Consider the following 22636-nt stretch of genomic DNA (forward strand, 5'->3'; position numbering starts at 1 on the left):
TTAATGCAAGATTAGCACAGTTTCCCCATCTGCAATGTGCTCAATCCGACTTCGCCCCTGCGCCAAATGACGCAATACATACACTGCCGAATTTCGGTGCACTATTTCAAGCGGCCTTTGCTGCCCGCCGTACCGCCTCGATCGCGTCCGGATTGGCGAGCGCGGTCAGATCGCCCGGATTCTCTTCGAGAACCAGGGCCCGTATGACCCGGCGCATGATCTTGAGTGACCGCGTCTTGGGCAGGTCGTCCACGAAGAGTATGCGCTTGGGCTGGAACGCCTTGCCGAGGCCCTTGACCACGGCGGCCGACAGTTCCGCCGCGATCTCGTCGGAGGCCTGCACCCCCGGCGCCGGGATCGCGGCGATCAGCACGGCCTCGCCCTTGATGGGGTCGGGCAGGGCCACGGCCGCAGCTTCCACGACCTTGCCCGTGGCCATGACCAGCCCCTCGATCTCGGCGGGACCGGCGCGTTTGCCGGCGACCTGGATGGTGTCGTCGGAGCGGCCGTGGACGTACCACAGGCCGTCCGCGTCGCGGCTGGCCCAGTCGCCGTGACGCCACAGGTCGGGGAACATCGACCAGTAGGTCTCGATATAGCGCTCCGGATCGTTCCAGATGCCGCGCGACAGGCCGATGGACGGATTGCGCAGCACCAGCTCGCCCACTTCGCCTGGTCCCACGGGCCGGCCCTGGCCGTCGACGATGTCGGTGCCCATGCCCGGCAGCGGTCCGGCAAAGCAGCAGGCGCGTTGCGGGTTCAGCACGTTGCCGGCAATGAAGCCGCCGCCGATCTCGGTGCCGCCGCAGACATTGATGATGGGGCAGCGGCCATCGTCGCCGGCGTACTTCGCGAACCAGTGCCAGGCTTCTTCCGTCCAGGGCTCGCCGGTGGAAGCCAGGATGCGGACTTTCGAGAGGTCGTGTTTCTGCACCTCCTCCGGCCCGTAGCGCATCAGCCCGCGCACGGCGGTCGGCGCGATGCCGAAGAAGGTCGCGCCGTGCTCGGCGGCGATGCGCCAGATACGCCCCTTGTCGGGCCAGTCCGGCGTACCCTCGGCCAGGATGAAGGTGGCGCCGGTGTAGAGCGTGCCCGCCATGGAGTAGGGGCCGGTGACCCAGCCGAAATCGGCGAGCCACAGCAGCCGGTCCTCCGGCTTCAGGTCGAAGGAGACGTGGAAGTCCAGGGCGCCCTTCACGCCGAGGCCGCAGTGGGTCAGCACCACGCCCTTCGGCCGCCCGGTGGTGCCGGAGGTGTAGGCGATCATCATGGCCTGGTCGGCCGGCACCTGCGTCGGTTCGGCGTCGGCGTCCGCACGGTCGAGATCGCGCCAGTCGTGGTCGCGGCCGCTGGCCATGGGGCAGTCCGCGTCGGTCGTTCGCAGCACGATCATGTGCGCCAGCGTCGGAATGCCGGCGGCGGCCTCGTCCATCACCTGCTTCATCGGCACGTCCTGGCCGCGGCGCTTTGCGCTGTCGACGGTGATGGCGGCGACGGCGCCGGCGTCGTTCATGCGCTTCACGATCGCCTCCGCGCCGAAGCCGGAGAAAAGCGGCGAGATGATCGCGCCGATCCGCGAGACCGCGAGGAAGGCGACCACGGTCTCGGGCAGGATCGGCATATAGACGCCGACGGCGTCGCCGGCCTTCACGCCGAGCGCGGTCAGCCCCGCGGCCAGGTTGCGGACTTCCCCGTCCAGTTCGGCGTAGGTGAGACGGCGGACCGAATCGTCCTCACCGTGCCAGACGACCGCCTCCTTGTCCCAGACGGGGGTGCCGCGGTGCCGGTCGAGCACATTGTCGGTGAAGTTCATCGTGCCGCCGACGCACCACTTCGCCCAGGGCAGGCCCTCGGAGACGTCCATGACCTTCTCGTAGGGCGTGCCGAAACGAATGCCGAGTTCCGCGATCGCCGCGTTCCAGAACCAGTCGGGGTCCTCCGTCGAGCGGCGCACCAGCTCGGCCTCGTCGGCGCAGCCCAGAGCGCGGATGAAGCGGGTCAGGTTGGCGTTGTCGGTGTATTCCGGCGTCGGAACCCAAGTGTAGTCGCTGGCCATTTTGCGGGACCTCCCCTTGCCTCTATGGTCTCCCCGCGGCGAGTATGGCCGCGATATCCGGACGCGTTAAGGGGAGGAAACAACGTGGCAGGCTGGACCGAGACATTCAGGGGCGTGATCTACCCGTGGCACTGCGACCACATGGGCCACATGAACGTGATGTACTACATCAACTTCTTCGATCAGGCCTCGTGCCACGCGCTGTCGGCCTGCGGCTACAAGTGGACCGAGATGGGCGACCAGAACATGGGCTTCGCCGACGTCAAGCACACGGTCGAGTACAAGGGCGAGCAGAAGGTGGGCAGCCCGATCGTGGTCGAGAGCTGCGTCACCAAGCGCGGCCGCACCTCGCTGACCCTGAAACACCGGATGACCAACGCCGAAACCGGCGAGCGGGCGGCGACGATGGAGGTGATCACCATCCATTTCGACCTTGCCGCGCGGAAGCCGGTGCCGCTGCGCGAGGACACGATCGAACTGATCGATTCGCTGCTGGTCGAGGACGCGGAAGCCGCCGACTAGAATGGAATGTGATCTGATTGAAGCACCGCCGCCTGCTTCGGTGTCATGCCCGCCTGGTGCGGGCATCCGGCTGAATCGTTGAGTTGCGGCGAAGCCGCTCCGGACCCCCGCACAGGGCGGGGGTGACAAGCCGAGTGGGCGACGCTTCCGCCAGATGGCGGAACAGTCCAGGTCAGACGAAGGTCATTCGCCGCGAAAGACGGGCTTCCGCTTTTCCTGGAAGGCCCTGAAACCCTCGACGCCGTCGGCGCTGGTGCAGGCTTCCTGCTGGCCCTGGGCCTCCTCGTCCAGCGTCGCCTCGAAGCCGAGATCGCCGTTCAGGATGCGCTTGGAGGTCAGGAACGCCTTCGTCGGGCCGGCGGCGATGTGGCCGGCGAGCTTGGTCACCTCGCCTTCCAGCTCGGCCTGGGGCACGGAGCGGTTGATCAGGCCCATGTCGGCGGCTTCGGCGCCCTTGATCAGTCGGCCGGTGTAGATCAGCTCGAAGGCGCGATGGACGCCGATCCGGGTCTTCAGGTGGTAGTGGCCGCCCGAGTCCAGGATCACGCCGATATTGCGGAAGGGGCTGCCCATGACCGCGTCGTCCGCCGCGATCACCATGTCGCAGGCGAAGGCGAGGCCGAAGCCGACGCCGAGACAGGGGCCCTCGACCATGGCGACGGTCGGCACCTGCAGATCGCGGACCTTTTTCAGCACCGGGTGAATGGTGTCGCGCAGCAGGCCCAGATTGTCGTCGTTCGCCGGGTCGGCGCCGGCGATGTCCCGACCGGCGGAAAAGGCGCCGCCGGCGCCCGAGAGCACCAGACAACGCGCGCCGGACTGCTCGGCCTGCGCTAGGCAATCGGCCAGCAGGGCCAGATCCTCCGGGCGGAGGCTGTTCTTCGCCTTCGGGCGATTCAGGGTGATGTGGGCGATATCCCCCTCGATCCGCAGCAGTACGGTCGCGTCGGTCATTCGGAGCCTCCCCTTGTCCCGGTCTTCGCACTATCTTTGCCCGCGACCGTGACGGGGTCAAAGGCCGAAGGGGAGGGGCCGAAGGCATGAGCGCACTGTTTTCCGAATTCGAGCTGGGCGGGATGACGTTCGACAACCGGGTCGTCGTCTCGCCGATGTGTCAGTACCTGGCCGAAGATGGCTCGGCGACCGACTGGCATCTTATGCACCTCGGCAATCTGGCCATGAGCGGCGCCGGGCTGCTGATCATCGAGGCGACCCATGTCAGCCAGGAGGGGCGGATCACGCACAACTGCCTCGGCCTCTATTCGGACGAGAACGAGGCGGCGCTGACCCGCGCCATCGATTTCTGCCGCCGCCACGGCACGGCAAAACTGGGCATCCAGGTCGGCCATGCCGGCCGCAAGGCTTCGACCGACATTCCGCTTCGCGGCGGCAAGCCGCTGCCGTCGGAGCAGGGCGCCTGGCAGACGATCGCGCCGTCGGCGCTGCCCTATGCTGAGGGCTGGCACACGCCGCGCGCCTTCCAGGCGGAGGATTTCGCCCGGGTCCGCGAAGAGTTCGTACAGACCGCCGTCCGCGCCGCGCGCATCGGCTTCGACCTGTTCGAACTGCACGGCGGCCATGGCTATCTGCTGCACCAGTTCCTCTCACCGATCTCGAACCAGCGCGAGGACGCCTATGGCGGCGACCTGGCGGGACGCATGCGGTTTCCGCTTGAGGTCTTCGACGCCGTGCGCTCGGCCTGGCCGCACGATCGCCCGCTCGGCATCCGCCTTTCGGCGACCGACTGGGTGGAGGGCGGCTGGACGCCCGAGGAGACAGTGGTGCTGGCGCGTGAGCTGAAGAGCCGCGGTTGCGATTTCATCGACGTCACCACGTCGGGCCTCGATCCGCGCCAGCAGATCCCGATCGGCCCCGGCTATCAGGTGCCCTTCGCCGAACAGGTGCGCCGGGAGGCGGAGATCCCGACCATGGCGGTCGGCATGATCACCGAGCCGCAGCAGGCCGAGGCGATCATCGCCGAGGGCCGCGCCGACTTCGTCATGCTGGCCCGGGGCATGATGTACGACCCGCGATGGGCCTGGCACGCTGCGGAGGAGCTGGGTGTCGAAATTCCCTACCCGGCGCAGTACGCCCGCGCCCAGCCGTCGAAGTGGCCGCAGGCCTTCGCCCATCGCCGCCGGACGGCGCCGAAGGCCGTCGGCGACGCCCGGCAGTTGTAGGAACTGCGCGTTCTGGACGGACCGAAGGTCCGATCCGGAACCCATGCCTGAGCCGATCCGGCCTCGTTGTGCCAGGCGGCAAGGCTCAGGCGTGGGTCCCGGGTACCGGCTGCGCCGGCCCCAGGAAGCGTGCGGCCCTAGCCCTTCTTCGGACCGCGGGTGTCGAACTGCACGTTCGGGTCCTGGTAGTAGCGCTTCGCCCAGATGCCCTCGCCGGGCTCGTCCTTGAGCGGCAGGCGCCAGGTGCGCACCTTCGCGTCGGCGAGCTTCACCCGGAACAGGCCGCGGCGCTCGTCGATGGTGTTCCGCACATAGGCCTCGGCGTCCTTCTCCGGCACGTAGCGCGCGGCCATGCGCCGGTAGAGGTCGCGCCATTCGTCATCCTCGCCGACGTCATGGACCAGTTTCGCCCGGCCCTCGACGATCACCTTGCGGTAGGGCAGGGGCTGCTCGTCGATGCACAGCGAGCAGCGCGGGTCGCGGCGCAGGCAGTCGAACCATTCCGAACGCTCGCGGGGCGTGAACCAGACCGCGCCGTCCTCGTGGATGAACCAGAGCGGGGTGACATAGGGGCTGCCGTCGGGGCGGACGACGCCGATCTTCATGACGACCTTGCGTTCGGCCAGGAACGCGTCGCGCTCCGCGTCGGTCAGCTTGGGCATGATTGTCTCCTCAGGCGGCGCTGGCGGCGTCGCCGGCCGGCTCGATACGGTATTTCGAAAGGTCGACGTCGCGGGTCCAGTGCCAGTAGTCCACCAGCCGGAATGGCGTGACCGAATAGACCCGGCCCGCCTTGTTCCGGTAGTAGGTGGTCATGCCCGGATGGGTCCAGATCATCTGTTCATGCTCGGCGTCGACCTTGGCGCACCAGTCCTCCTGGGCCTCCTCGGTCGGCTCCAGAGCCTCGATGTCCTTTTCCATCATCGTCTTCAGGGCCTCGGCAATGTAGTTCGCCTGGCACTCGGCCTGGAAGATGGCGCTGCCGCCATGGCCGAGGCCGGTGTTCGGGCCCTGCATGACGAACAGGTTGGGGAAGTGCGGCACCGTGATGCCGAGATAGGCGCGCGGGTCGTCGTCGGCCCAGTTCTCCTCCAGCTTCCGACCGCCGGCGCCGGTCAGATTGAGCCGGGCCGCCATCAGCGAGACCTTGAAGCCGGTCGCCATGATGACGACGTCGACCTCCCGCAGTCGGCCGTCCCCCGCGACGACGCCGTTCTCCGCGATGCGCTCGACCCGGTCCGCGATCAGCTCGACGTTCGGCTTCTTGATCGCCTGGTACCAGCCATTGTCCAGCAGGATGCGCTTGCCGTAGGGCGGGTAGGTCGGCATGCACTTACCGATCAGGTCGGGGCGGTCCTCCAGTTCCTTCTCGATATGCGCCGCCATCTCCTGGCGGTGGCGTTCGTTGGCGCGGTTCAGCGAGCGGTCCGGATGCTCCCACTCCGGGTCCTTGCGCAGCGTCGGCAGCAGACCGTCACCATAGCGCCACAGCATGGTGAGACGGAACCACGCGGCATAGAAGGGCACGTTCTCCAGCAGCCACTGGGCGCCCTCGCCGATGGGATCATGATAACGCGGAATGGGGCGCGCCCACTGGGCGCTGCGCTGATAGACGTGCAGTTCGGCGACCTCGTCGACGATCGACGGCACCACCTGCATGGACGAGGCGCCGGTGCCGATGACGGCGACCCGCTTGCCCTTCAGATCCAGACCCTCCGGCCACTCCGCGGTGTGGAACAGCGGCCCCTTGAAGCTGTCCAGCCCGTCGATCTCGGGCAGGGTCGGCAGGCTGAGCTGGCCGATGGCGCTGACCAGCGCCTGGGTCTCCAGCGTTTCGGTCGAACCGTCGGGATTGCGCAGTTCGACGCGCCAGAAATGGCCGTCTTCGTCCCATTCGCCTTTCACCACCTCGGTGCGGAAGCTGATTCTGTCCTTGAGACCGAATTCGTCGACCGAACGCTCCAGGTATTCGTGGAGCTGGTCGCGGGTCGAGAAATACCGGTGCCAGCGATAGGGCCGGGCATTGGAAAACGAATAGGCGTGGTTCGGGGTGTCGACGCCGCAGCCGGGATAGATGTTCTCGTACCAGGTGCCGCCGACACGGTCGTTGCGCTCGACGATGCGGAAGGGGACGCCGAGGTCCTTCAGCCGGGAGCCGAGGGCGATGCCGCTGGCGCCGGCGCCGACGATCAGCACCGGCCGCTCGTCGACGGGCGTCGTCTCCTGCGGCCGCTGCCAGGCGTTGTGCTGTGACGCCAGGCCGACCTGCTCGCGCATCATGGGCGCGTACTCGGGCGGGATTCGCTCGCCCAGGCAGGTGTTCATCAACTCGACCATCACTTCGTCGCCGGGGTCGCGCACCGCCGGCTCCAGGCCGGGCCGCGAGAGAATCTCGACCGCGGCGCGGCGCAGTTCGGCGCGCGCTTCCTCGGAGAGGCCGGCGGTTTCGTCGGCGATCAGGCGCACGTCGCGGGCGGGCCGGAACGGCTCCTCCAGCCACTTGCGGTCGCCGGTCATGTGATAGAGGACCATCGGCAGCACGCGATAGTCGGCCTCGGCGAGCGCCACCTCCAGCTTGTCCTTCGGCAGATCGTGAATCTCGATCTTCATTGGCTTGCTCCTCCCCACGGCCAAACTGTCAGCTTCGATGCAATCCGTGAAGCCTACCGATCAGATGTAAATCATACCAATGAGTATCAAGGTGATGCCGGAAACGCAAAAGGGGCCGCGTCGCCGCGGCCCCTTCGCCTGGATTCCGAACTGCCGGCGGAAGCCTACTTGATCTTGGCTTCCTTGAACTCGACGTGCTTGCGCGCGACCGGGTCGTACTTCTTCAGCGACATCTTCTCGGTCAGGTTGCGCGGATTTTTCTTGGTCACGTAGTAGTAGCCCGTGCCGGCGGTGCTCACGAGCTTGATCTTCTGAACAACTGGCTTGGCCATGGCGTGTCTCGTCTCAGTCTGAATTCCGGAGCGCGGAAGATAATCCCGCGGGCGCGGATGTCAATGGAAAGTGGGCCTATTCCTCGACGTCGTCAACGTCGGCCTGGCCGGAAATGCGCCGGCGCACATGACTCCAGCTGACGCCGACGCCCATGATCGTCGCGACCACGACCAGGATGATCCAGATCAGGGCGTCGCGGTTGGTCGGATCCAGCATCTGCTGGTCCACCAGGATCCAGATGATCACGCCGAAGATCGCGGCGATCAGCACGATTCCGAAGATGCCGATGGAGCGGAAGGTCGCGCGCAGGAAGATGACGTAGCCGACGACGAGGATGAGGCCCACCAGCAGCTTGTAGGGCAGGTCGACCTGCAGCTCGTCGAAGGTCCAACTGAGATAGTTGAAGGCGGTCGGGTTGTAGGTCACCAGCACCAGCACGAGGGCAATGAGCCAGCGCTTGAAGAAGCCCGCGAAATCCATCTGCATGTTGTCGTCTTCCCCCTCAGTGCGGCGCCCTCAGGCCGCTTCGACCGCCACCGCCGTGTCGTGGAACAGGCCGCCGCCGACCGGCGCGCCGGGCTCGGCGCTGGTCAGCGCGTTGATACCCAGCCCGTCGACGAAGGCGGCGTTGGGCCAGACCGATTCGACGATGATCACGCCGGAGCGGAGGCCGTCGAAGACCTCCGCATGCAGGCGCACGGTCCCGCGCTCGTTGGAAAGCCTGACGAGTTGCCCGTCCGCGATGCCCAGCTTCCCGGCATCGGCCGCGCCGATCTTCACGGTCGGGCGGTTCTCCCGCTTCTTCGAGGTCGGCGTCTCGGTGAAGGAGGAGTTGAGGAAGTTCCTGGCCGGGCTGGTGCTCATCCGGAAGGGCTTCTCCGGCGTCGCCCGGTCCTCGCGGCCCCAGTAGTCGGGGAAGGCGGGCATGTCGCCGGGCGTGCCGTCCGGTCCGAAACCCTTCGGCGCGCATTCCGACCAGTCGGGGCGGAAGCGGAACCTGCCGTCCGGATGGCCGAACCCGTTCAGATAGTGCGCGGTCTCGAAATCGGGCTGCACGTCGAACCAGCGCTTGCTCCGCAGTTCGTCGATTCCCGGCCAGCCCGAGTTCTTCAGGGTCTCGTCGATGATTTCTTCCGGGCTCATGCCGAAACCCCGATGCTCGGCGCCCAGCCGTTCGGCCAGGGCGCAGATGACGTCGTGGTTGCTGCGGCAGCCTTCGGGCGGCTCGACCGCCTTCGGCCCCAGCAGGATGTGCTGGTGGCCGCCGCCCTGGTAGAGGTCGGTGTGTTCCAGGAACATGGTCGCGGGCAGCACCACGTCGGCGAACTTCGCCGTCTCCGTCAGGAACTGTTCGTGGACGCAGGTGAACAGGTCTTCGCGGGCCAGCCCGGCGTGGACCTTGTTCAGTTCCGGAGCGACCATGGCCGGGTTGGTGTTCTGCGTGAACAGACCCATGATCGGCGGGCCGTCGCCCAGGTCGCGGCGGTCGCCCGTCAGCACCGGGCCGATGCGCGACTGGTCGAGAATGCGCGTGTGCCGCCCCTGGATGTCCAGCCCTTCGATCAGACCCCGGTCCCAGTGGTAGATGGCGCCGTTGTTGTGGAAGGCGCCGCCGCCCTCGTGCCGCCAGGAGCCCAGGACCGCGGGCACGGAAAGCGCGGCGTGCATGTTCACCGAGCCGTTGCGCCCCCGTGTGAAACCGTAGCCCAACCGGAAGAAGGTCCGGGGCGTCTCCCCCACCAGCTTCGCGAAGGCTTCGATCTCCTCGACACCGAGGCCGGTGATCTCCGCTGCCCATTCCGGGGTCTTGTCGGCCAGATGCGCCTCCAGACCCGCCGGATCGTCGGTGTACTTCGCCATGTAGTCGCGGTCGGCATGGCCGTCGCGGAAAGCGATGTGCATCACCGCACAGGCCAGCGCGCCGTCGGTGCCCGGCTTCAGGATCAGGCCCATGTCGGCCTGGTCGATAGTGCCGTTGCGGTAGACGTCGATGGCGACGATCTTCGCCCCGCGTTCCTTGCGCGCCTTGATGGCGTGGGTCATGACGTTGACCTGGGTGTTCACCGGATTGGTGCCCCAGATCACGACGCAGTCGGACTTGGCCATCTCTCGCGGGTCGACGCCGGCCAGCAGGCCGGTGCCGGCGATATAGCCGGTGAAGGCCATGGTCGTGCAGAAGGTGCCATGCATCCGGCTGTAGCCCTTGGCGTGGCGCAGGCGGTTGATGCCGTCGCGCATCACCAGGCCCATGGTCCCGGCGTAGTAATATGGCCAGATCGCCTCGGCGCCGTGTTCGGCCTCGATGGCGAGGAACTTCTCCGCCACCAGGTCCAGCGCCTCGTCCCAGGACGCCTCGCGGAACTGGTCGGACCCCTTGGGTCCGGTGCGGATCATCGGCTTCGTCAGCCGGTCAGGATGGTGGATGCGTTCGGCGTAGCGGGCGACCTTGGCGCAGATCACGCCGTCGGTGTAGCTGTTGTCCTTCGATCCGCGCACGCGGCCGATCCGGTCCGGCGCCAGTACGTCCACCTCCAGCGCACAGGTCGAGGGGCAGTCGTGCGGGCAGGCGGAATAGGCGACGGTGACGGGCGCGTTCATGGCGGACTCCCAGATTCCCAACGGAAGTACACCTAACGTCCGCCCGACGCCGCGGCAAGCGGATCAGGCGTCGGCGCGCTGGGCGAAATAGCGTTCCTGGTTGGTGCGCCGGTCGTCCAGACGCCACGGCTCGTCGGGCCGCCAGTTCATCATGCGCAGGAAATAGCGAGCCAGCCGGCCGTCGGCGACGTCGAGGTCGATGATGTTGAGGCAGGCCGTGTCCTGTTCGAACCGGGCCAGCCCGTGCAGGCCGGCATGGGTGAGCCAGGAGAAGACGACCCGGTTCACGCCGCCATGGGCGACGATCAGCATGGTGCGCCAGTCGTCCTCGATCAGCAGTTCGTGGATGGTCGCAGTCACGCGCTCATAGAAGGCGTCGAACGCCTCGCCCCGGGCGAAGCGCATGCCGGGCTCGTGGGCGCGTTCGAAGGCGTAGACCATTTCGGACAGCGACTCGGAGCGGTTCATCAGCGCGGCGGCGCCGGACCTGATCTCCCGCAGTCCGCCGATGATCTCGAGCTTCGGATCGGGGCGCCCGCCCAGCGCACCTTCCGCCGTCTGCACCGTGCGCAGCAGGCCCGAGCAGACGGCGCGGTCGAAATGAACCTCGCGCAGCGCCTCGCCCATGGCCGCCGCCTGTTCGTGGCCGAGATCGGTCAGCGGCACCTTGTCCGGCTCGGCGACGCGGACGCCGTTCTCGTCGTAGTAGTTCACGTCGCCATGGCGCATCAGATAGACGCGCCGCCGGTCGGCGGCCAGGTCGGTCATGCTCGTCCCCTCCAAGGTCCGGCCGGCATGTTCGCGCCGCCGGATGACAGTTCAGCGACGCCGTCGGCCCCGGTGCTTCTCCCGCGGCGGCCGGCCGCCGGCGGGGCGCTTCCGACCGGGACCCGGCCGGGTCTTCGCCCTGGCGTCCTTCTTCTCGCTCGCCACGATTTCCAGCACCAGCCCGCCGGTCACCGGCACCGCGTCCTGCAGCTTCACGGTCACCGGGTCGCCCAGCCGCCAGAGTCGGCCCGTGCGCCGTCCCACCAGCATGCGCGCCGGTTCGTCGAAATCGTAATAGTCGTCGCCCAGGGTACGCATGGGCACGATGCCGGAGGCGCCGGTCTCGGCCAGGGTGACGAACAGTCCGGCCCGGGTCACGCCCGACACCCGGCCCGCGAACATGCCGCCCACCTGGTCCTTCAGGTAGATCGCCGTGAAGCGGTCCATGGCGTCGCGCTCGGCCAGCATGGCGCGGCGCTCGAACTCGGATGTCTGTTCGGCCAGTTTCTCCACCGTCGCCTTGTCCATGTCGCGCAGGCCGTCATTGCCCGCGCGCATGGCGTCGACCAGGGCACGGTGCACCAGCAGGTCGGCGTAGCGGCGGATCGGCGAGGTGAAGTGAGCGTAGCGCTTCAGCGAGAGGCCGAAATGGCCCATGTTGTCGGTGCTGTAATAGGCCTGCGTCTGGGCTCGCAGCACCGCCTCGTTGACCATGGCTTCCTCGTCGGTGCCCGAGGCCCGGTCCAGCACCTTGTTGAACTGTTTCGGCCGCATCACTTCGCCGATCGTGAAGTCGATCTCCAGGGTCCCGAGGAACTCCTTCAGCGATTTGAGCCGCTCCGGGTCGGGCGGTTCGTGGACGCGATAGACGCAGATCTTCTTGCGTTTCTCCAGCGTTTCGGCGGCGCAGACATTGGCCAGGATCATCATTTCCTCGATGACCTTGTGCGCCTCCAGGCGTTCGCGCGGCCGGATCGCGGCGATGTAGCCGTCCTCGCCGATCTCCGCCTTGCGTTCCGGCAGTTCGATGTGCAGCGGCTGGCGGCGGTCCCTGGCCTTGGCCAGCAGCCGGTAGGCGCCGAAAAGCGGCTTCAGGACGTTGTCCAGCAGCGGTTCGATTTCCGGCCGTGGCGCGCCGTCGATCGCCGCCTGCACATCCTCGTAGGCGATGTTGGCGGCCGAGCGCATCAGCGCGCGCCGGAAGCGGTGGCGAAGCTTCCGGCCCTTGGCGTCGATCACGATCTCGACCGCCAGAACGGGCCGGACCTCGCCGGGCATCAGCGAGCAGAGGTCGGCGGACAGGGTTTCCGGCAGCATGGGCGCGACCCGGTCGGGGAAATAGCAGGAGACGCCGCGTTCCTGAGCCGCCTTGTCGAGGGCGCTGCCGGATCTGACGTAATGGGCCACGTCGGCGATGGCGACGATGATGCGAAAACCGCCTTCGTTCTCCGGGTCGTCATCGGCCGCCGCCCATACTGCGTCGTCGTGGTCGCGCGCGTCAGAGGGATCGATGGTGACCAGCGGCACGTCGCGCAGATCCTCGCGGCCGTGCAGTTCCGTCACCGGCAGTGCTTCCGCCGCCTCGCCCAGAGCCTCCGCGGTGAAGTCCTTCGGGATGCCATGGGTCTGGATCGACATCAGCGAGATGGCGCGGGGATTGTCGAAGGAGCCCAGCACGTCGACGACCTTCGCGTGCCGCGGTCCCAGCGCACGGCCGGGCAGGGCCTCGATCTCCACCAGGTCGCCGGACTGGGCGCCCTTGAGGTCGCCGGCGCGCACGATCATCTCGTCGCGCAGCTTGCGGTCGGCAGGGCGGACGCGGCCCTCGGTACCGACCATCTGCAGCACGCCCAGGATGCGCCGCGGAGTGATCTGCAGCCGCCGGATCGCGCGGGCCTCGTAGCCCTGGCTGTGCCGGGACAGACGGGCAAGGAACTGGTCGCCCGGCTTCGGCGCCGGGCCGCGGACCGTGTCCGGATCCAGCACGATGCGCGGGCTTTCCGCTTCCGATTCCCACTTGGCGGGCCGGCACAGCACGTCGTCGTCCTCGCCGATGGCGGTGACGTCCAGCACCATGACCGGCGGCAGGCGGCCGGGCGGGCGGCCCTTTTCCTGGGTCTCGGCAGTGCGTTCCGCGGCGACTTCCTTGAGCACGCGTTTCAGCCAGATGCGGTCCTGGCCCTTGATGCCGAAGGCGCGCGCCACCTCCCGCTTGCCGGCGGTCCCGCCGGATTCGTCGATGAAATCCCGGATTTCCTTCTTGGTCGGCAGATTGCCGTCGGTCACGCCTACTTCGCTTTCGACTTCGGCTGGGCCTTCTTCGTCGATGTCTTCGCCGTGCGCCCGGCCGTCGTCTTCGATTTCGTGTTCTTCTTGCCCTTGCCGGCCTTCGCCGCACGTTCGGCGATCAACCTCACCGCCTCGTCCATGGTGATGGACTGCGGATCGACGTCCTTCGGGATCGTCGCGTTGACATTGCCGTGCTTTACATAGGGACCGTAGCGGCCGTCGAGAACCTGTACCTCGCCGCCTTCTTCCGGATGCTCGCCGAGGGACTTCAGCGCTTTCGGCTGCGCCCGTCCGCCGCTCTTCTTTTCCGCCAGCACGGTGACGGCGCGGTTGATGCCGACGTCGAGCACCTCGCGCCAGTCGGGCAGATTGGCGTATTTCTTCTCATGTTCGACGAACGGACCGTAGCGGCCGATGCCCGCCGTGATCGGGCTGCCGGTCTCCGGGTGCTCGCCGACATGACGCGGCAGGGCGATCAGCCGGATGGCCAGTTCCAGATCGACGTCGTTCGGCTCCAGCCCCTTGGGCAGGGAGACGCGTTTGGGCTTCTCGCCCGGGGCGCCTTCGCCGAGTTGCAGATAGGGGCCGTAGGGGCCGATCTTGAGCCAGATGGTCTCGCCCGTGGCAGGGTCGACGCCCATCTCCCGGTCGCCTTCCATCTCGGCCTTCTTCTGATCGTCGTCGCCGCCCAGGCGGCGGGTGAACTTGCAGTCCGGATAGTTGGAACAGCCCAGGAACGCGCCGAACTTGCCGAGGCGCAGGCTGAGGCGCCCCTCGGCGCAGTTCGGGCACAGGCGCGGGTCGGAGCCGTCTTCCTTTTCCGGGAACAGCGAGGGCGCCAGGAAATCGTTCAGCGCCTCCAGCACCTCCCCGATCCGCAGTTCCTTCGTCTCGTCGACCGCCGCCGAGAAGTCCTTCCAGAAGCGCCGCAGCACCTCCTTCCAGTCTTCCTTGGCCGCAGAGATGTCGTCCAGTTCCTCCTCCAGCGAGGCGGTGAAGTCGTATTCGACATAACGGCTGAAGAAGTTGATCAGGAATGCGGTGACGACGCGGCCCTTGTCCTGGGGCACGAAGCGCTTCTTCTCCAGGGTGACGTAGTCGCGGTCCTGCAGCACCGAGAGGATCGAGGCATAGGTGGAGGGCCGGCCGATGCCCAGTTCCTCCAGCTTCTTCACCAGCGTCGCTTCGGTGTAGCGCGGCGGCGGCTGGGTGAAGTGCTGGTCCGGCTGCACGTCGCGGCGGTCGAGGCCCTCGCCTTCGGTCAGCTTCGGTAGGCGGCGGTCGTCATCGTCGTCGGAGGTGTCGTCGCGCCCCTCCTCGTAGACCTTCAGGAAGCCCGGAAACTCGACCACCGTGCCGGTGGCGCGGAAGACGATGCCGCCCGCCGCGTCCGGGATGTCCACGCCGGTCTGGGCGAGGCGTGCATCGGCCATCTGGCTGGCCACCGTGCGTTTCCAGATCAGGTCGTAGAGCCTGGACTGCTCGGCGGAGAGATAGCGCTTCATCTGCTCCGGCGTGCGGGTGACGTCGGTCGGGCGGATCGCCTCGTGCGCTTCCTGGGCGTTCTTTGCCTTGGTCGCCCAGTGACGTGGCTTGGAGGGCACGTAGGGCCGGCCGTATTCCTCGCCGATGGTCGCCCGGATGGCGTCGATGGCCTCGGAGGCGAGCTGGACGCCGTCGGTCCGCATATAGGTGATCAGGCCGATGGTCTCGCCGCCGATGTCCACGCCCTCGTAGAGCTTCTGCGCCACCTGCATGGTCTGGCGCGCGCTGAAGCCGAGCTTCCGCGAGGCCTCCATCTGCAGGGTCGAGGTGATGAAGGGCGGCCAGGGCCGGCGGCTGGTCTGGCGGGTCTCGATCTCGCCCACGGTGAAGCTGCCCGCCTCGGCGCGGCGGGCCAGTTCCATCGCTTCCGCCTCGGTCTTGATGTCCAGGCGGTCCAGCTTGCGTCCGTCGACCTGCGTCAGGCGTGCGGTGACATCCTCCCCCGCGGCGGTGCGGAAGACGGCCTTGATCGACCAGTATTCCTGCGGCCTGAACTTTTCGATATCCAGTTCACGCTCGACGATCAGCCGGAGCGCGACGGACTGCACCCGTCCCGCGGAGCGCGCGCCCGGCAGCTTGCGCCAGAGCACCGGGCTCAGCGTGAACCCGACCAGATAGTCCAGCGCCCGGCGCGCCTGCTGGGCGTTGACGAGGTCCATGTCGATCGCCCGGGGGTGCTTCATCGCCTCGGTGATCGCGCCCTTGGTGATCTCGTTGAAGACGACGCGCTCCACCTCGACTGATTTCTTCAGCGCCCGGCGGGACTTCAGCGCCTCCAGCACGTGCCAGGAAATGGCCTCGCCCTCGCGGTCGGGGTCGGTCGCCAGCACCAGCCGGTCCGCATCCTTCACCGCGTCGGCGATGGCCTTCAGGTGTTTGGCCGATTTCGGGTCGGCCTGGTAGGTCATGGAGAAATCTTCCTCCGGCAGGACCGAACCGTCCTTGGAGGGCAGGTCGCGCACATGACCGAAGGATGCCAGGACCGTGTAGTTGGACCCCAGATACTTGTTGATGGTCTTGGCCTTGGCCGGGCTCTCGACGACAACGACGTCCATGGCACCTCAGCGCGTTGGGGGAGGGGACCTTAGGCCCGATCAGTGAGCGGCGAAAATGGGGGCTGGCCCATAGGCTGTCAACGGCCCTCGCGGCCGGGACGTGTTACCCGTCATGATTGAGGGCGTAACGGTTGCCGGCATGACGCTGCACCCGGCCAGCGATCTCCAGCTCCACGATGAGCGCGTTGAAATCGGACGGACCGAGGCCGCTGGCCCGCATCAGCACGTCGGCCTCTGCCGGTTCCGGCGACAGGGCCTCGATCAGGGCGCTGCGCGCCTCGTCGCCCGGATCGAGAGCGAATCCGGCATCCTCCGCCGGGCCCTCGAAGCGCGCCGGCACGGGCTGGAACAGGCTGGTGCGGCCCGAGGCAAGCTCCTCGAGAATGTCGTCGGCGCTTTCCACCAGGCGCGCGCCCTCGCGGATCAGGCGATTGGCGCCGCGGGCCCTGGGGTCCAACGGCGAACCCGGCACGGCGAAGACGTCGCGGCCCTGCTCGCCGGCGTAGCGCGCCGTGATCAGCGTGCCGGAGCGCAATGCCGCCTCCACCACCAGAACGCCCAGCGAGAGCCCGGAGATCACCCGGTTGCGGCGGGGAAAATGCCGCGCCTTGGGTTCCGCGCCCAGGGGCTGTTCGGCCAGGACGACGCCGCGTTCGGCGATTTCCTTCTGCAGGGCTTCGTTCTCCGGCGGATAGAAGATGTCGACGCCTCCGGCGACGACGGCTGCGGTTCCGGTATCGAGGCTGGCGCGATGGGCCTCGGCATCGATGCCGCGGGCGAGGCCGGAGATCACGACATGGCCCTGGGCGCCCAGTTCGCCGACGATGCGGCGGCAGAGCGTGCGGCCGTTGGCGGAGCAGTTGCGGGCGCCGACGACGGCCACCGTCGGCCGTTCCAGCAGCCCGGCGTCACCCAGCACGGAAATCACCGGCGGCGCGCCTTCCGCCTGCGCCAGCCGGGCCGGGTAGTCGGGGTCGCCGGCCATGATCAGCCGTCCGCCGATGCGGCGAAGACCTTCGACTTCCCTTTCCGCCTGCTGGACGGACGCCACCCGCAGCCTGCGGCGGCCATTGCGGCGCGCAATATCGGGCAGCGCCTCCAGCGCCGCCTCGGCGTCGCCGAGCCGCGCCAGCAGGCGCATGAAATTCACGGGGCCGACGTTCTCGCTGCGGATCAGCCGCAGCCGGGCCAGTCGTTCGCCATCGGTGTCCGCCGGTTTCATGGCCGGCAGCATGCACCGGTTGCGCGTCCGGTACAAACGAACAACCCCCGCCGGCGGGCGGCGGGGGCTGCAGGACAGCCGCCGGTCATCGGGGTCAGGCGGCGCGCACACGCTCCAGGAAGCCGTTGATCTCGGCGTTGAGGGCGTTGGCCTGATGCGCGAGATCGCCGGCCGAAGCGAGAACCTGGGCGGCTGCGGAACTGGACTGGCTCGCCGCCTCAGTGACGCCGGAGATGTTGACCGAGACATCCTGCGTGCCAGAAGCGGCCTGCTGCACGTTCTGGGAGATGTCCTGGGTGACTGCGGTCTGCTCTTCCACTGCGGCGGCGATCGTCGAAGCGATGCCGGACAGTTCCTTGACCGCGCCGGTCACCCGGGAGATCGCGGCGGCCGAACTGCCGGTCGCCGCCTGGATGGCCTGGATCTGCTCGGCGATGTCCGTGGTCGCCTTGGCGGTCTGATTGGCGAGCGTCTTGACCTCGGATGCGACGACCGCAAAGCCCTTGCCGGCGTCGCCGGCGCGGGCGGCCTCGATGGTGGCGTTGAGCGCCAGCAGGTTGGTCTGCTCGGCGATTTCCTTGATCAGGGCCACGACCTCGCCGATCTTCTCCGCCGTGTCGGCAAGCTGCTGCACGGTGACGACCGTCTCGTCGGCTTCCCTTTCGGCGGTGCCGGCGCGTGTCGAGGATTCGGACGCCTGGCGGCCGATCTCGCGGATCGAGTTCGACATTTCCTGCGTCGCCGAGGCCACGGTCTGGACGTTCACCGATGCCTGCTCGGAGGCGCTGGCGACGGCGGCGGAGCGGTTGTTGGTTTCGTCCACGGTGGCCGTCATGGCCTGGGCCGCGGCCTGCAACTCGGTGGCGGCGCTGGAGACGGCCTTAACGATGTTGCCCACCGCATGCTCGAATTCGCCCGCGAGTTCCTGCATCGCTGCCCTGCGTTCCGCTTCGGCGCGGGTCTCCGTTTCGCGTTCACGCGACTCCAGTTCGGCCTTCTCGACGGCGTTCCGCTTGAACACCTCGATGGACTTCGCCATCGCCCCGATCTCGTCGCGGCGGTCCAGATAGGGGACCGCGACCCCGGTGTCGCCGGCCGCCAGGGCCTGCATGCGGCGGTTCATGCGCAGGATGGGGTAGGAAACCATGCGCGATATCATGAAGACGATGCCGGCCAGCAGCGCGGCGGCGATCGCGCCGGCGATCACCAGCGCCTCCAGCGCGCCCGACAGGATCTCGGCGTCGGCGCGGCCGAAGTCCCAGACCATGGCGAGGGCGCCGACCACGTCATTGTTCGGGCCGAAGCGGATCGGCGTGACGACGACCTGTTGACCGCCGGCCATCGCGTTGAACGGCTCGCCGGTCTCGGCGGACTGCGTCACCGCGGCCTCGATCGCCGCTTCGTCCGCGGCGGCCAGAGCTTCCGAATTGTATTCGACGATGGCGCCGGCGTCGGCCTTCATGACGCGGATGGCGGCCACGGCCGCACCTTCGCCGGCTGTCAGGGGCTGGTAGGCGTCGCGGATGTGTTCGACCTTGCCGAAGCGTACGGCGCCGCCGACCTGGGCGGCCAGAAGCCGGGTCTGCTCCAGATTGCCGGCCGCGACGAATTCCCGGACGCGCTCGCGCTCCGCGGTGAACTGAAGCGCGATGATGGCGGTGAACCCGGCGACGACGCCGAGCAGCACCACGGCGATGAGCCGCGCCCCTAGGCCGCGGAAGCGGCGGATGTCGCCCTTCCGCTTCGGGGCGGGCGCGGACTGGGTCTGTTCGGTCATGACCGGGTTCTCCGTCGGCTCAGAGAGAGGAGACGTCGACGCCGAACGTCGCCGCGCCGATCACGGCGCCGCTGGCGGGATCGACGATCGGAACGCTGACCTGGCTCTGATAGGTCTGGGTCGACTCGTCCAGCTCGACATCGCTGATGTGAATCGAGTCCGCGCCGGCCAGGAAGGTTTCCTTCCACTTGGCTTCGTCGCCCTGCCAGTAGTCGGAGGTGACGTCGGACTGGCCCACGTTGAGGCCCTTGCCGTCCATGACGAAGATTTCGGTGAACTGGCCGCCTGCGGCTTCCTTGCGGGTCTTCAGATAGCCGGAGAGGTTGTTGGCGAGGACTTCGGAGATCAGTTCGCCACCGCCGCCGTCGACCTCGGCGCGCCACTTCTTGTCGAGATCGTCGATATCGGTCTGGCCCAGTCCGGCAGTCTTCTGGTTCTGCGCGTTGATGGCGGCGACGACCGTGGCGTCGTTGACGATGTTGCGGATCTCGCCCCGGGCGAGCTGTTCCAGCGGGGCGCGGAACTCGTTCGCTGCCGCCGGCAGGACCGCGAGGGCGAGAGCGGCGGCGAGGGCCGTCCGGACGAAGTTGTTCATGGCGTTCCTCCTGGGGGTTGTTCGAAGCCGATCATTTCGAAGTGGTAATGGGAGGAGCTTTCGTTTTGGTTAAACCGGCAAGGACAGTTCGTCTGTATCGCGCCGCCGCCCGGCGATGTGGGGGGGGAAGGTTGCGAACCGGGCGCAACGAAAAATCCCCGCCGGGGGCCCGGCGGGGATTTCCTTGACGCTGCGTTGTCGATGCGGGTCAGGCGGCCTTCGCGTAGCGCTTGCGCACGACGTCGATCATGTGGTCGGCGCTCGAGATCTCGAAGGGATCGCCCTCGACGTCATCTCCCTTGCCGGGCTCCTCGAAGAGTTCGACGATCTCGCCGTCCTCGACCAGCATGGAATAGCGCCAGCTGCGATAGCCGAAGCCGAGATTGTCCTTCTTCACCAGCATGCCGATCTTGGAGGTGAACTCGCCCGAACCGTCGGGCAGCAGGGTCACCTTCTCGATGCCCTGGTGACGGCCCCACTGGAACATCACGAAGGCGTCGTTGACCGACAGGCAGACGATCTCGTCGACGCCCTGCTCGATGAACAGGTCGTGGAGCTCCTCGAAGCGGGGCAGGTGGGTCGAGCTGCAGGTCGGGGTAAAGGCGCCCGGCAGACCGAAGACGATGACCTTGCGGCCCTTGAAGATCTCGTCGGATGTCCGGTCCTGCCAGCGGAACTTGTTCGGCCCCTCGACGGATTCGTCGCGGACGCGGGTCTTGAAGGTTACGGATGGGACGCGCATGAAAAATCTCCTTTGCCCGTGTGTTGTTCGATGATCCCGATTTAGGCGTCGGGGACGGGCACGTCAATACGAATTAGAATGATTTTAATATAAAGATGATCGCCCGGCAGCGTGGCACGGAGGTGGAAGCCTCCGCCGCCGGAGCGGCGAAGGCTTCCTTTCCGGCTCGCGGCGCGGCCGGACGCTACGCAATGTGCGGGCCGCGGGCCGAACCGGTAACAGGGGTGAGCGGACAGCAGGCGGTGGCCCTGCGCCGCGGGGGAGGACCCGGCCGAGGGGGTGGCCGGGTCCTCCGAGGCGCGAGCGCCGCATCCGCTCCATGGGCATGGAAGATGCGGTTCCGCGCCGTTCCCTTGGTGCGTCGGGCGATCCGGCTACCGCGCCCGACTGTCCTCAATCTGGTATCGCTCCGGCACAACGCCAGCAGGATCACGGAAGGGCATCGCGTTGGTCACAACGCGGTCACGGAATACCGCGATCCTCGCCGGAACGGAGATGCCGGCGCGGATGCAATCGGTGGCGCGGGCTGTCCCTTGCCACTGCTCAGGCAAATGGGGCTTCCAACGTTTCTGACAATGCCAAATGGAATTATTCCATCTCTTGAATGACCGATGTCACAGCCCGCCGTGCCTGGGCCGGCGGATCGCCGGTCCCGATCCGTTCAAAGGCGCTCCCGCCGGCCGGCGGTGATCGGTGCGCATCGGCTTGCGCCGTCGGAGCGCTGGCTGTAGGTCCGTCGCAGGGTGGATCCGAGGGAGGCAAGCTGTGAAGGTTCTGGGCGACATTCTTCGTCATCATGCGGCCGAACGAGGCGGCAAGACGGCGCTGAAGTTCGGCGGCCGCGAACACAGCTATGCGGATCTCGATCGATCGACCAACCGGGTCGCCAACGCGCTTCGCGCCGCGGGCCTGGGCAAGGGCGCGCGCATCGCGCTGCTGGCCGCCAATACCGACCGCTTCTTCGAACTTCAGTTCGGCGCCGCCAAGGCAGGCGTCGTTCTGGTGCCGGTCAATTTCCGTCTGGCGCCGCCGGAGGTCGCCTTCGTCGTCAACGACGCAGGGGCCGAGATATTCTTCGTCGATGCCGCCCATGCCGCCCTGGTGCGCCGGATCGCGGGCGACCTGCCGACGGTGAAGCGGATCGTCGCCGTCGACTTTGCCGACGACGAATGGACGGACTATCTGGCCTGGCGCGACCGGGGCGGCGACCATGAATGCGGCGTCGAGGTGCTGGAGACGGACACGGCCTGCCAGATGTACACCTCCGGCACCACGGGGCACCCCAAGGGCGTCGAACTGATGCACTGCAACCTGATGTCCCTGATGCCGGCGGCGACACGGCGCTGGGCCAACTGGAATGCGGATGACGTCAACCTGATCTGCATGCCGCTGTTCCACATTGCCGGCGGCGGCTGGGGCATCGTCGGTCTCTACTCGGGCTGCACCAACATCCTGCACGCCGACGTCGATCCGGGCCTGATCCTGGAGACCATCGAGACCGAACGGGTCTCGATCGTGCTGTTCGTGCCGGCGGTGATCCTGTTCCTGACCCAGCATCCGAAGGTGAAGGACACGGATTTCTCCTCGTTGCGGCTGGTGATCTACGGCGCCTCGCCGATCCCGCTGGACCTGCTGCAGCGCGCCGTCGGCCTGTTCGGCTGCGACTTCGCCCAGGTCTACGGCCTGACCGAGACGTCAGGCGCCATCACCTATCTGCCGCCCGAGGAACACCGTCCGGAGGGCGGCCCGCGCATGAAGTCCTGCGGCAAGGCCCACGAGGCGGTCGAGATCCGCATCGTCGACGACGAGGGCCGGGAGATGCCGGCCGGCGAGGTCGGCGAGATCATCTGCCGTACGCCGCAGAACATGAAGGGCTACTGGAAGCGCCCCGAGGCGACCGCGGCGGTGCTGCGCGAGGGCTGGTTCCGCACCGGCGATGCCGGCTATCTGGACGCGGACGGCTATCTCTACATCCACGACCGCATCAAGGACATGATCGTCTCCGGCGGCGAGAACATCTATCCGGCCGAGGTGGAGAGCGCGCTGTTCGGCCACCCCGCGATCGCTGACATCGCGGTGATCGGCGTGCCCGACGCGAAGTGGGGCGAGGCGGTCAAGGCCGTGGTCGTGCTGAAGGAAGGCGCGCGCCTGACCGAGGACGAGCTGGTCGCCTACGCCCGGGAGCGCATTGCCGGGTACAAGGCCCCGAAGTCGGTGGATTTCGTCGCCGAGCTGCCGCGCAACCCGTCGGGCAAGATCCTGAAGCGGGAACTGCGTGCGCCCTACTGGGAAGGCCGGGACCGGCAGGTGAACTGACTGCCTGCCGGGTGCTGCGAATGACGGT

17 protein-coding genes are annotated in these 22636 nt (G+C 67.4%); 3 read left to right on the top strand and 14 right to left on the bottom strand.

Features of this window, described 5'->3' with window-relative positions; translation table 11 throughout:
• Window positions 1–106 precede the first annotated feature (106 nt).
• Window positions 107–2056: an AMP-dependent synthetase gene (locus TEF_09515; protein ID ANK81006.1), complete on the bottom strand. Its 1950-nt coding sequence runs from the start codon at window positions 2054–2056 to the stop codon at window positions 107–109.
• 141 nt (window positions 2057–2197) lie between these two features.
• Between TEF_09515 and TEF_09520 the strand changes: the two genes are divergently transcribed.
• Entirely contained in the window at window positions 2198–2578 is a 381-nt protein-coding gene (locus tag TEF_09520) for a hypothetical protein (GenBank protein ID ANK81007.1), read from the top strand.
• A gap of 183 nt (window positions 2579–2761) precedes the next feature.
• Here the strand turns inward: TEF_09520 and TEF_09525 are convergent, their stop codons facing one another.
• On the bottom strand, window positions 2762–3532 hold the full coding sequence (locus TEF_09525) for a hypothetical protein (GenBank protein ID ANK81008.1): 771 nt from the start codon (window positions 3530–3532) through the stop codon (window positions 2762–2764).
• An 86-nt stretch (window positions 3533–3618) separates the two neighbouring features.
• Between TEF_09525 and TEF_09530 the strand changes: the two genes are divergently transcribed.
• Complete coding sequence (locus TEF_09530) at window positions 3619–4758, top strand: oxidoreductase (GenBank protein ID ANK81009.1); 1140 nt, start codon at window positions 3619–3621, stop codon at window positions 4756–4758.
• A 137-nt stretch (window positions 4759–4895) separates the two neighbouring features.
• Here TEF_09530 and TEF_09535 read toward each other — a convergent pair whose 3' ends face one another.
• The 12 genes from TEF_09535 to TEF_09590 form a co-directional block, all read right to left on the bottom strand.
• Entirely contained in the window at window positions 4896–5420 is a 525-nt protein-coding gene (locus TEF_09535) for a hypothetical protein (protein ANK81010.1), read from the bottom strand.
• Window positions 5421–5430: 10 nt separating this feature from the next.
• Window positions 5431–7368, bottom strand: a complete 1938-nt coding sequence (locus TEF_09540) for a monooxygenase (GenBank protein ID ANK81011.1) — start codon at window positions 7366–7368, stop codon at window positions 5431–5433.
• Between the two features lie 164 nt (window positions 7369–7532).
• Window positions 7533–7700: a 50S ribosomal protein L33 gene (locus tag TEF_09545; GenBank protein ANK81012.1), complete on the bottom strand. Its 168-nt coding sequence runs from the start codon at window positions 7698–7700 to the stop codon at window positions 7533–7535.
• A 76-nt stretch (window positions 7701–7776) separates the two neighbouring features.
• A complete protein-coding gene (locus TEF_09550) occupies window positions 7777–8187 on the bottom strand; it encodes a hypothetical protein (protein ANK81013.1) in 411 nt (136 codons plus the stop codon).
• 30 nt (window positions 8188–8217) lie between these two features.
• A complete protein-coding gene (locus TEF_09555; protein ANK81014.1) occupies window positions 8218–10299 on the bottom strand; it encodes a dehydrogenase in 2082 nt (693 codons plus the stop codon).
• A gap of 63 nt (window positions 10300–10362) precedes the next feature.
• Window positions 10363–11067, bottom strand: a complete 705-nt coding sequence (locus TEF_09560; protein ANK81015.1) for a hypothetical protein — start codon at window positions 11065–11067, stop codon at window positions 10363–10365.
• 51 nt (window positions 11068–11118) lie between these two features.
• Complete coding sequence (locus TEF_09565) at window positions 11119–13353, bottom strand: ribonuclease R (protein ANK81016.1); 2235 nt, start codon at window positions 13351–13353, stop codon at window positions 11119–11121.
• A 2-nt stretch (window positions 13354–13355) separates the two neighbouring features.
• Complete coding sequence (locus tag TEF_09570; GenBank protein ANK81017.1) at window positions 13356–15956, bottom strand: DNA topoisomerase I; 2601 nt, start codon at window positions 15954–15956, stop codon at window positions 13356–13358.
• 103 nt (window positions 15957–16059) lie between these two features.
• Window positions 16060–17190, bottom strand: coding sequence for a DNA protecting protein DprA (locus tag TEF_09575; GenBank protein ANK81018.1), 1131 nt, complete (start codon window positions 17188–17190; stop codon window positions 16060–16062).
• An 82-nt stretch (window positions 17191–17272) separates the two neighbouring features.
• Window positions 17273–18907, bottom strand: coding sequence for a hypothetical protein (locus tag TEF_09580; protein ANK83393.1), 1635 nt, complete (start codon window positions 18905–18907; stop codon window positions 17273–17275).
• A 67-nt stretch (window positions 18908–18974) separates the two neighbouring features.
• Window positions 18975–19550, bottom strand: coding sequence for a hypothetical protein (locus TEF_09585; protein ANK81019.1), 576 nt, complete (start codon window positions 19548–19550; stop codon window positions 18975–18977).
• Window positions 19551–19758: 208 nt separating this feature from the next.
• A complete protein-coding gene (locus TEF_09590; GenBank protein ANK81020.1) occupies window positions 19759–20292 on the bottom strand; it encodes a peroxiredoxin in 534 nt (177 codons plus the stop codon).
• Between the two features lie 747 nt (window positions 20293–21039).
• On the opposite strand from TEF_09590, the gene TEF_09595 reads away from it, so the two are divergent.
• The gene (locus TEF_09595) at window positions 21040–22608 is read left to right on the top strand and encodes an acyl-CoA synthetase (protein ANK83394.1); all 1569 of its coding nucleotides are present in this window, start codon (window positions 21040–21042) and stop codon (window positions 22606–22608) included.
• Window positions 22609–22636: the final 28 nt, after the last annotated feature.

The sequence above is a fragment of the Rhizobiales bacterium NRL2 genome (assembly GCA_001664005.1).
In the GTDB taxonomy this organism is placed as follows: domain Bacteria; phylum Pseudomonadota; class Alphaproteobacteria; order Minwuiales; family Minwuiaceae; genus Minwuia.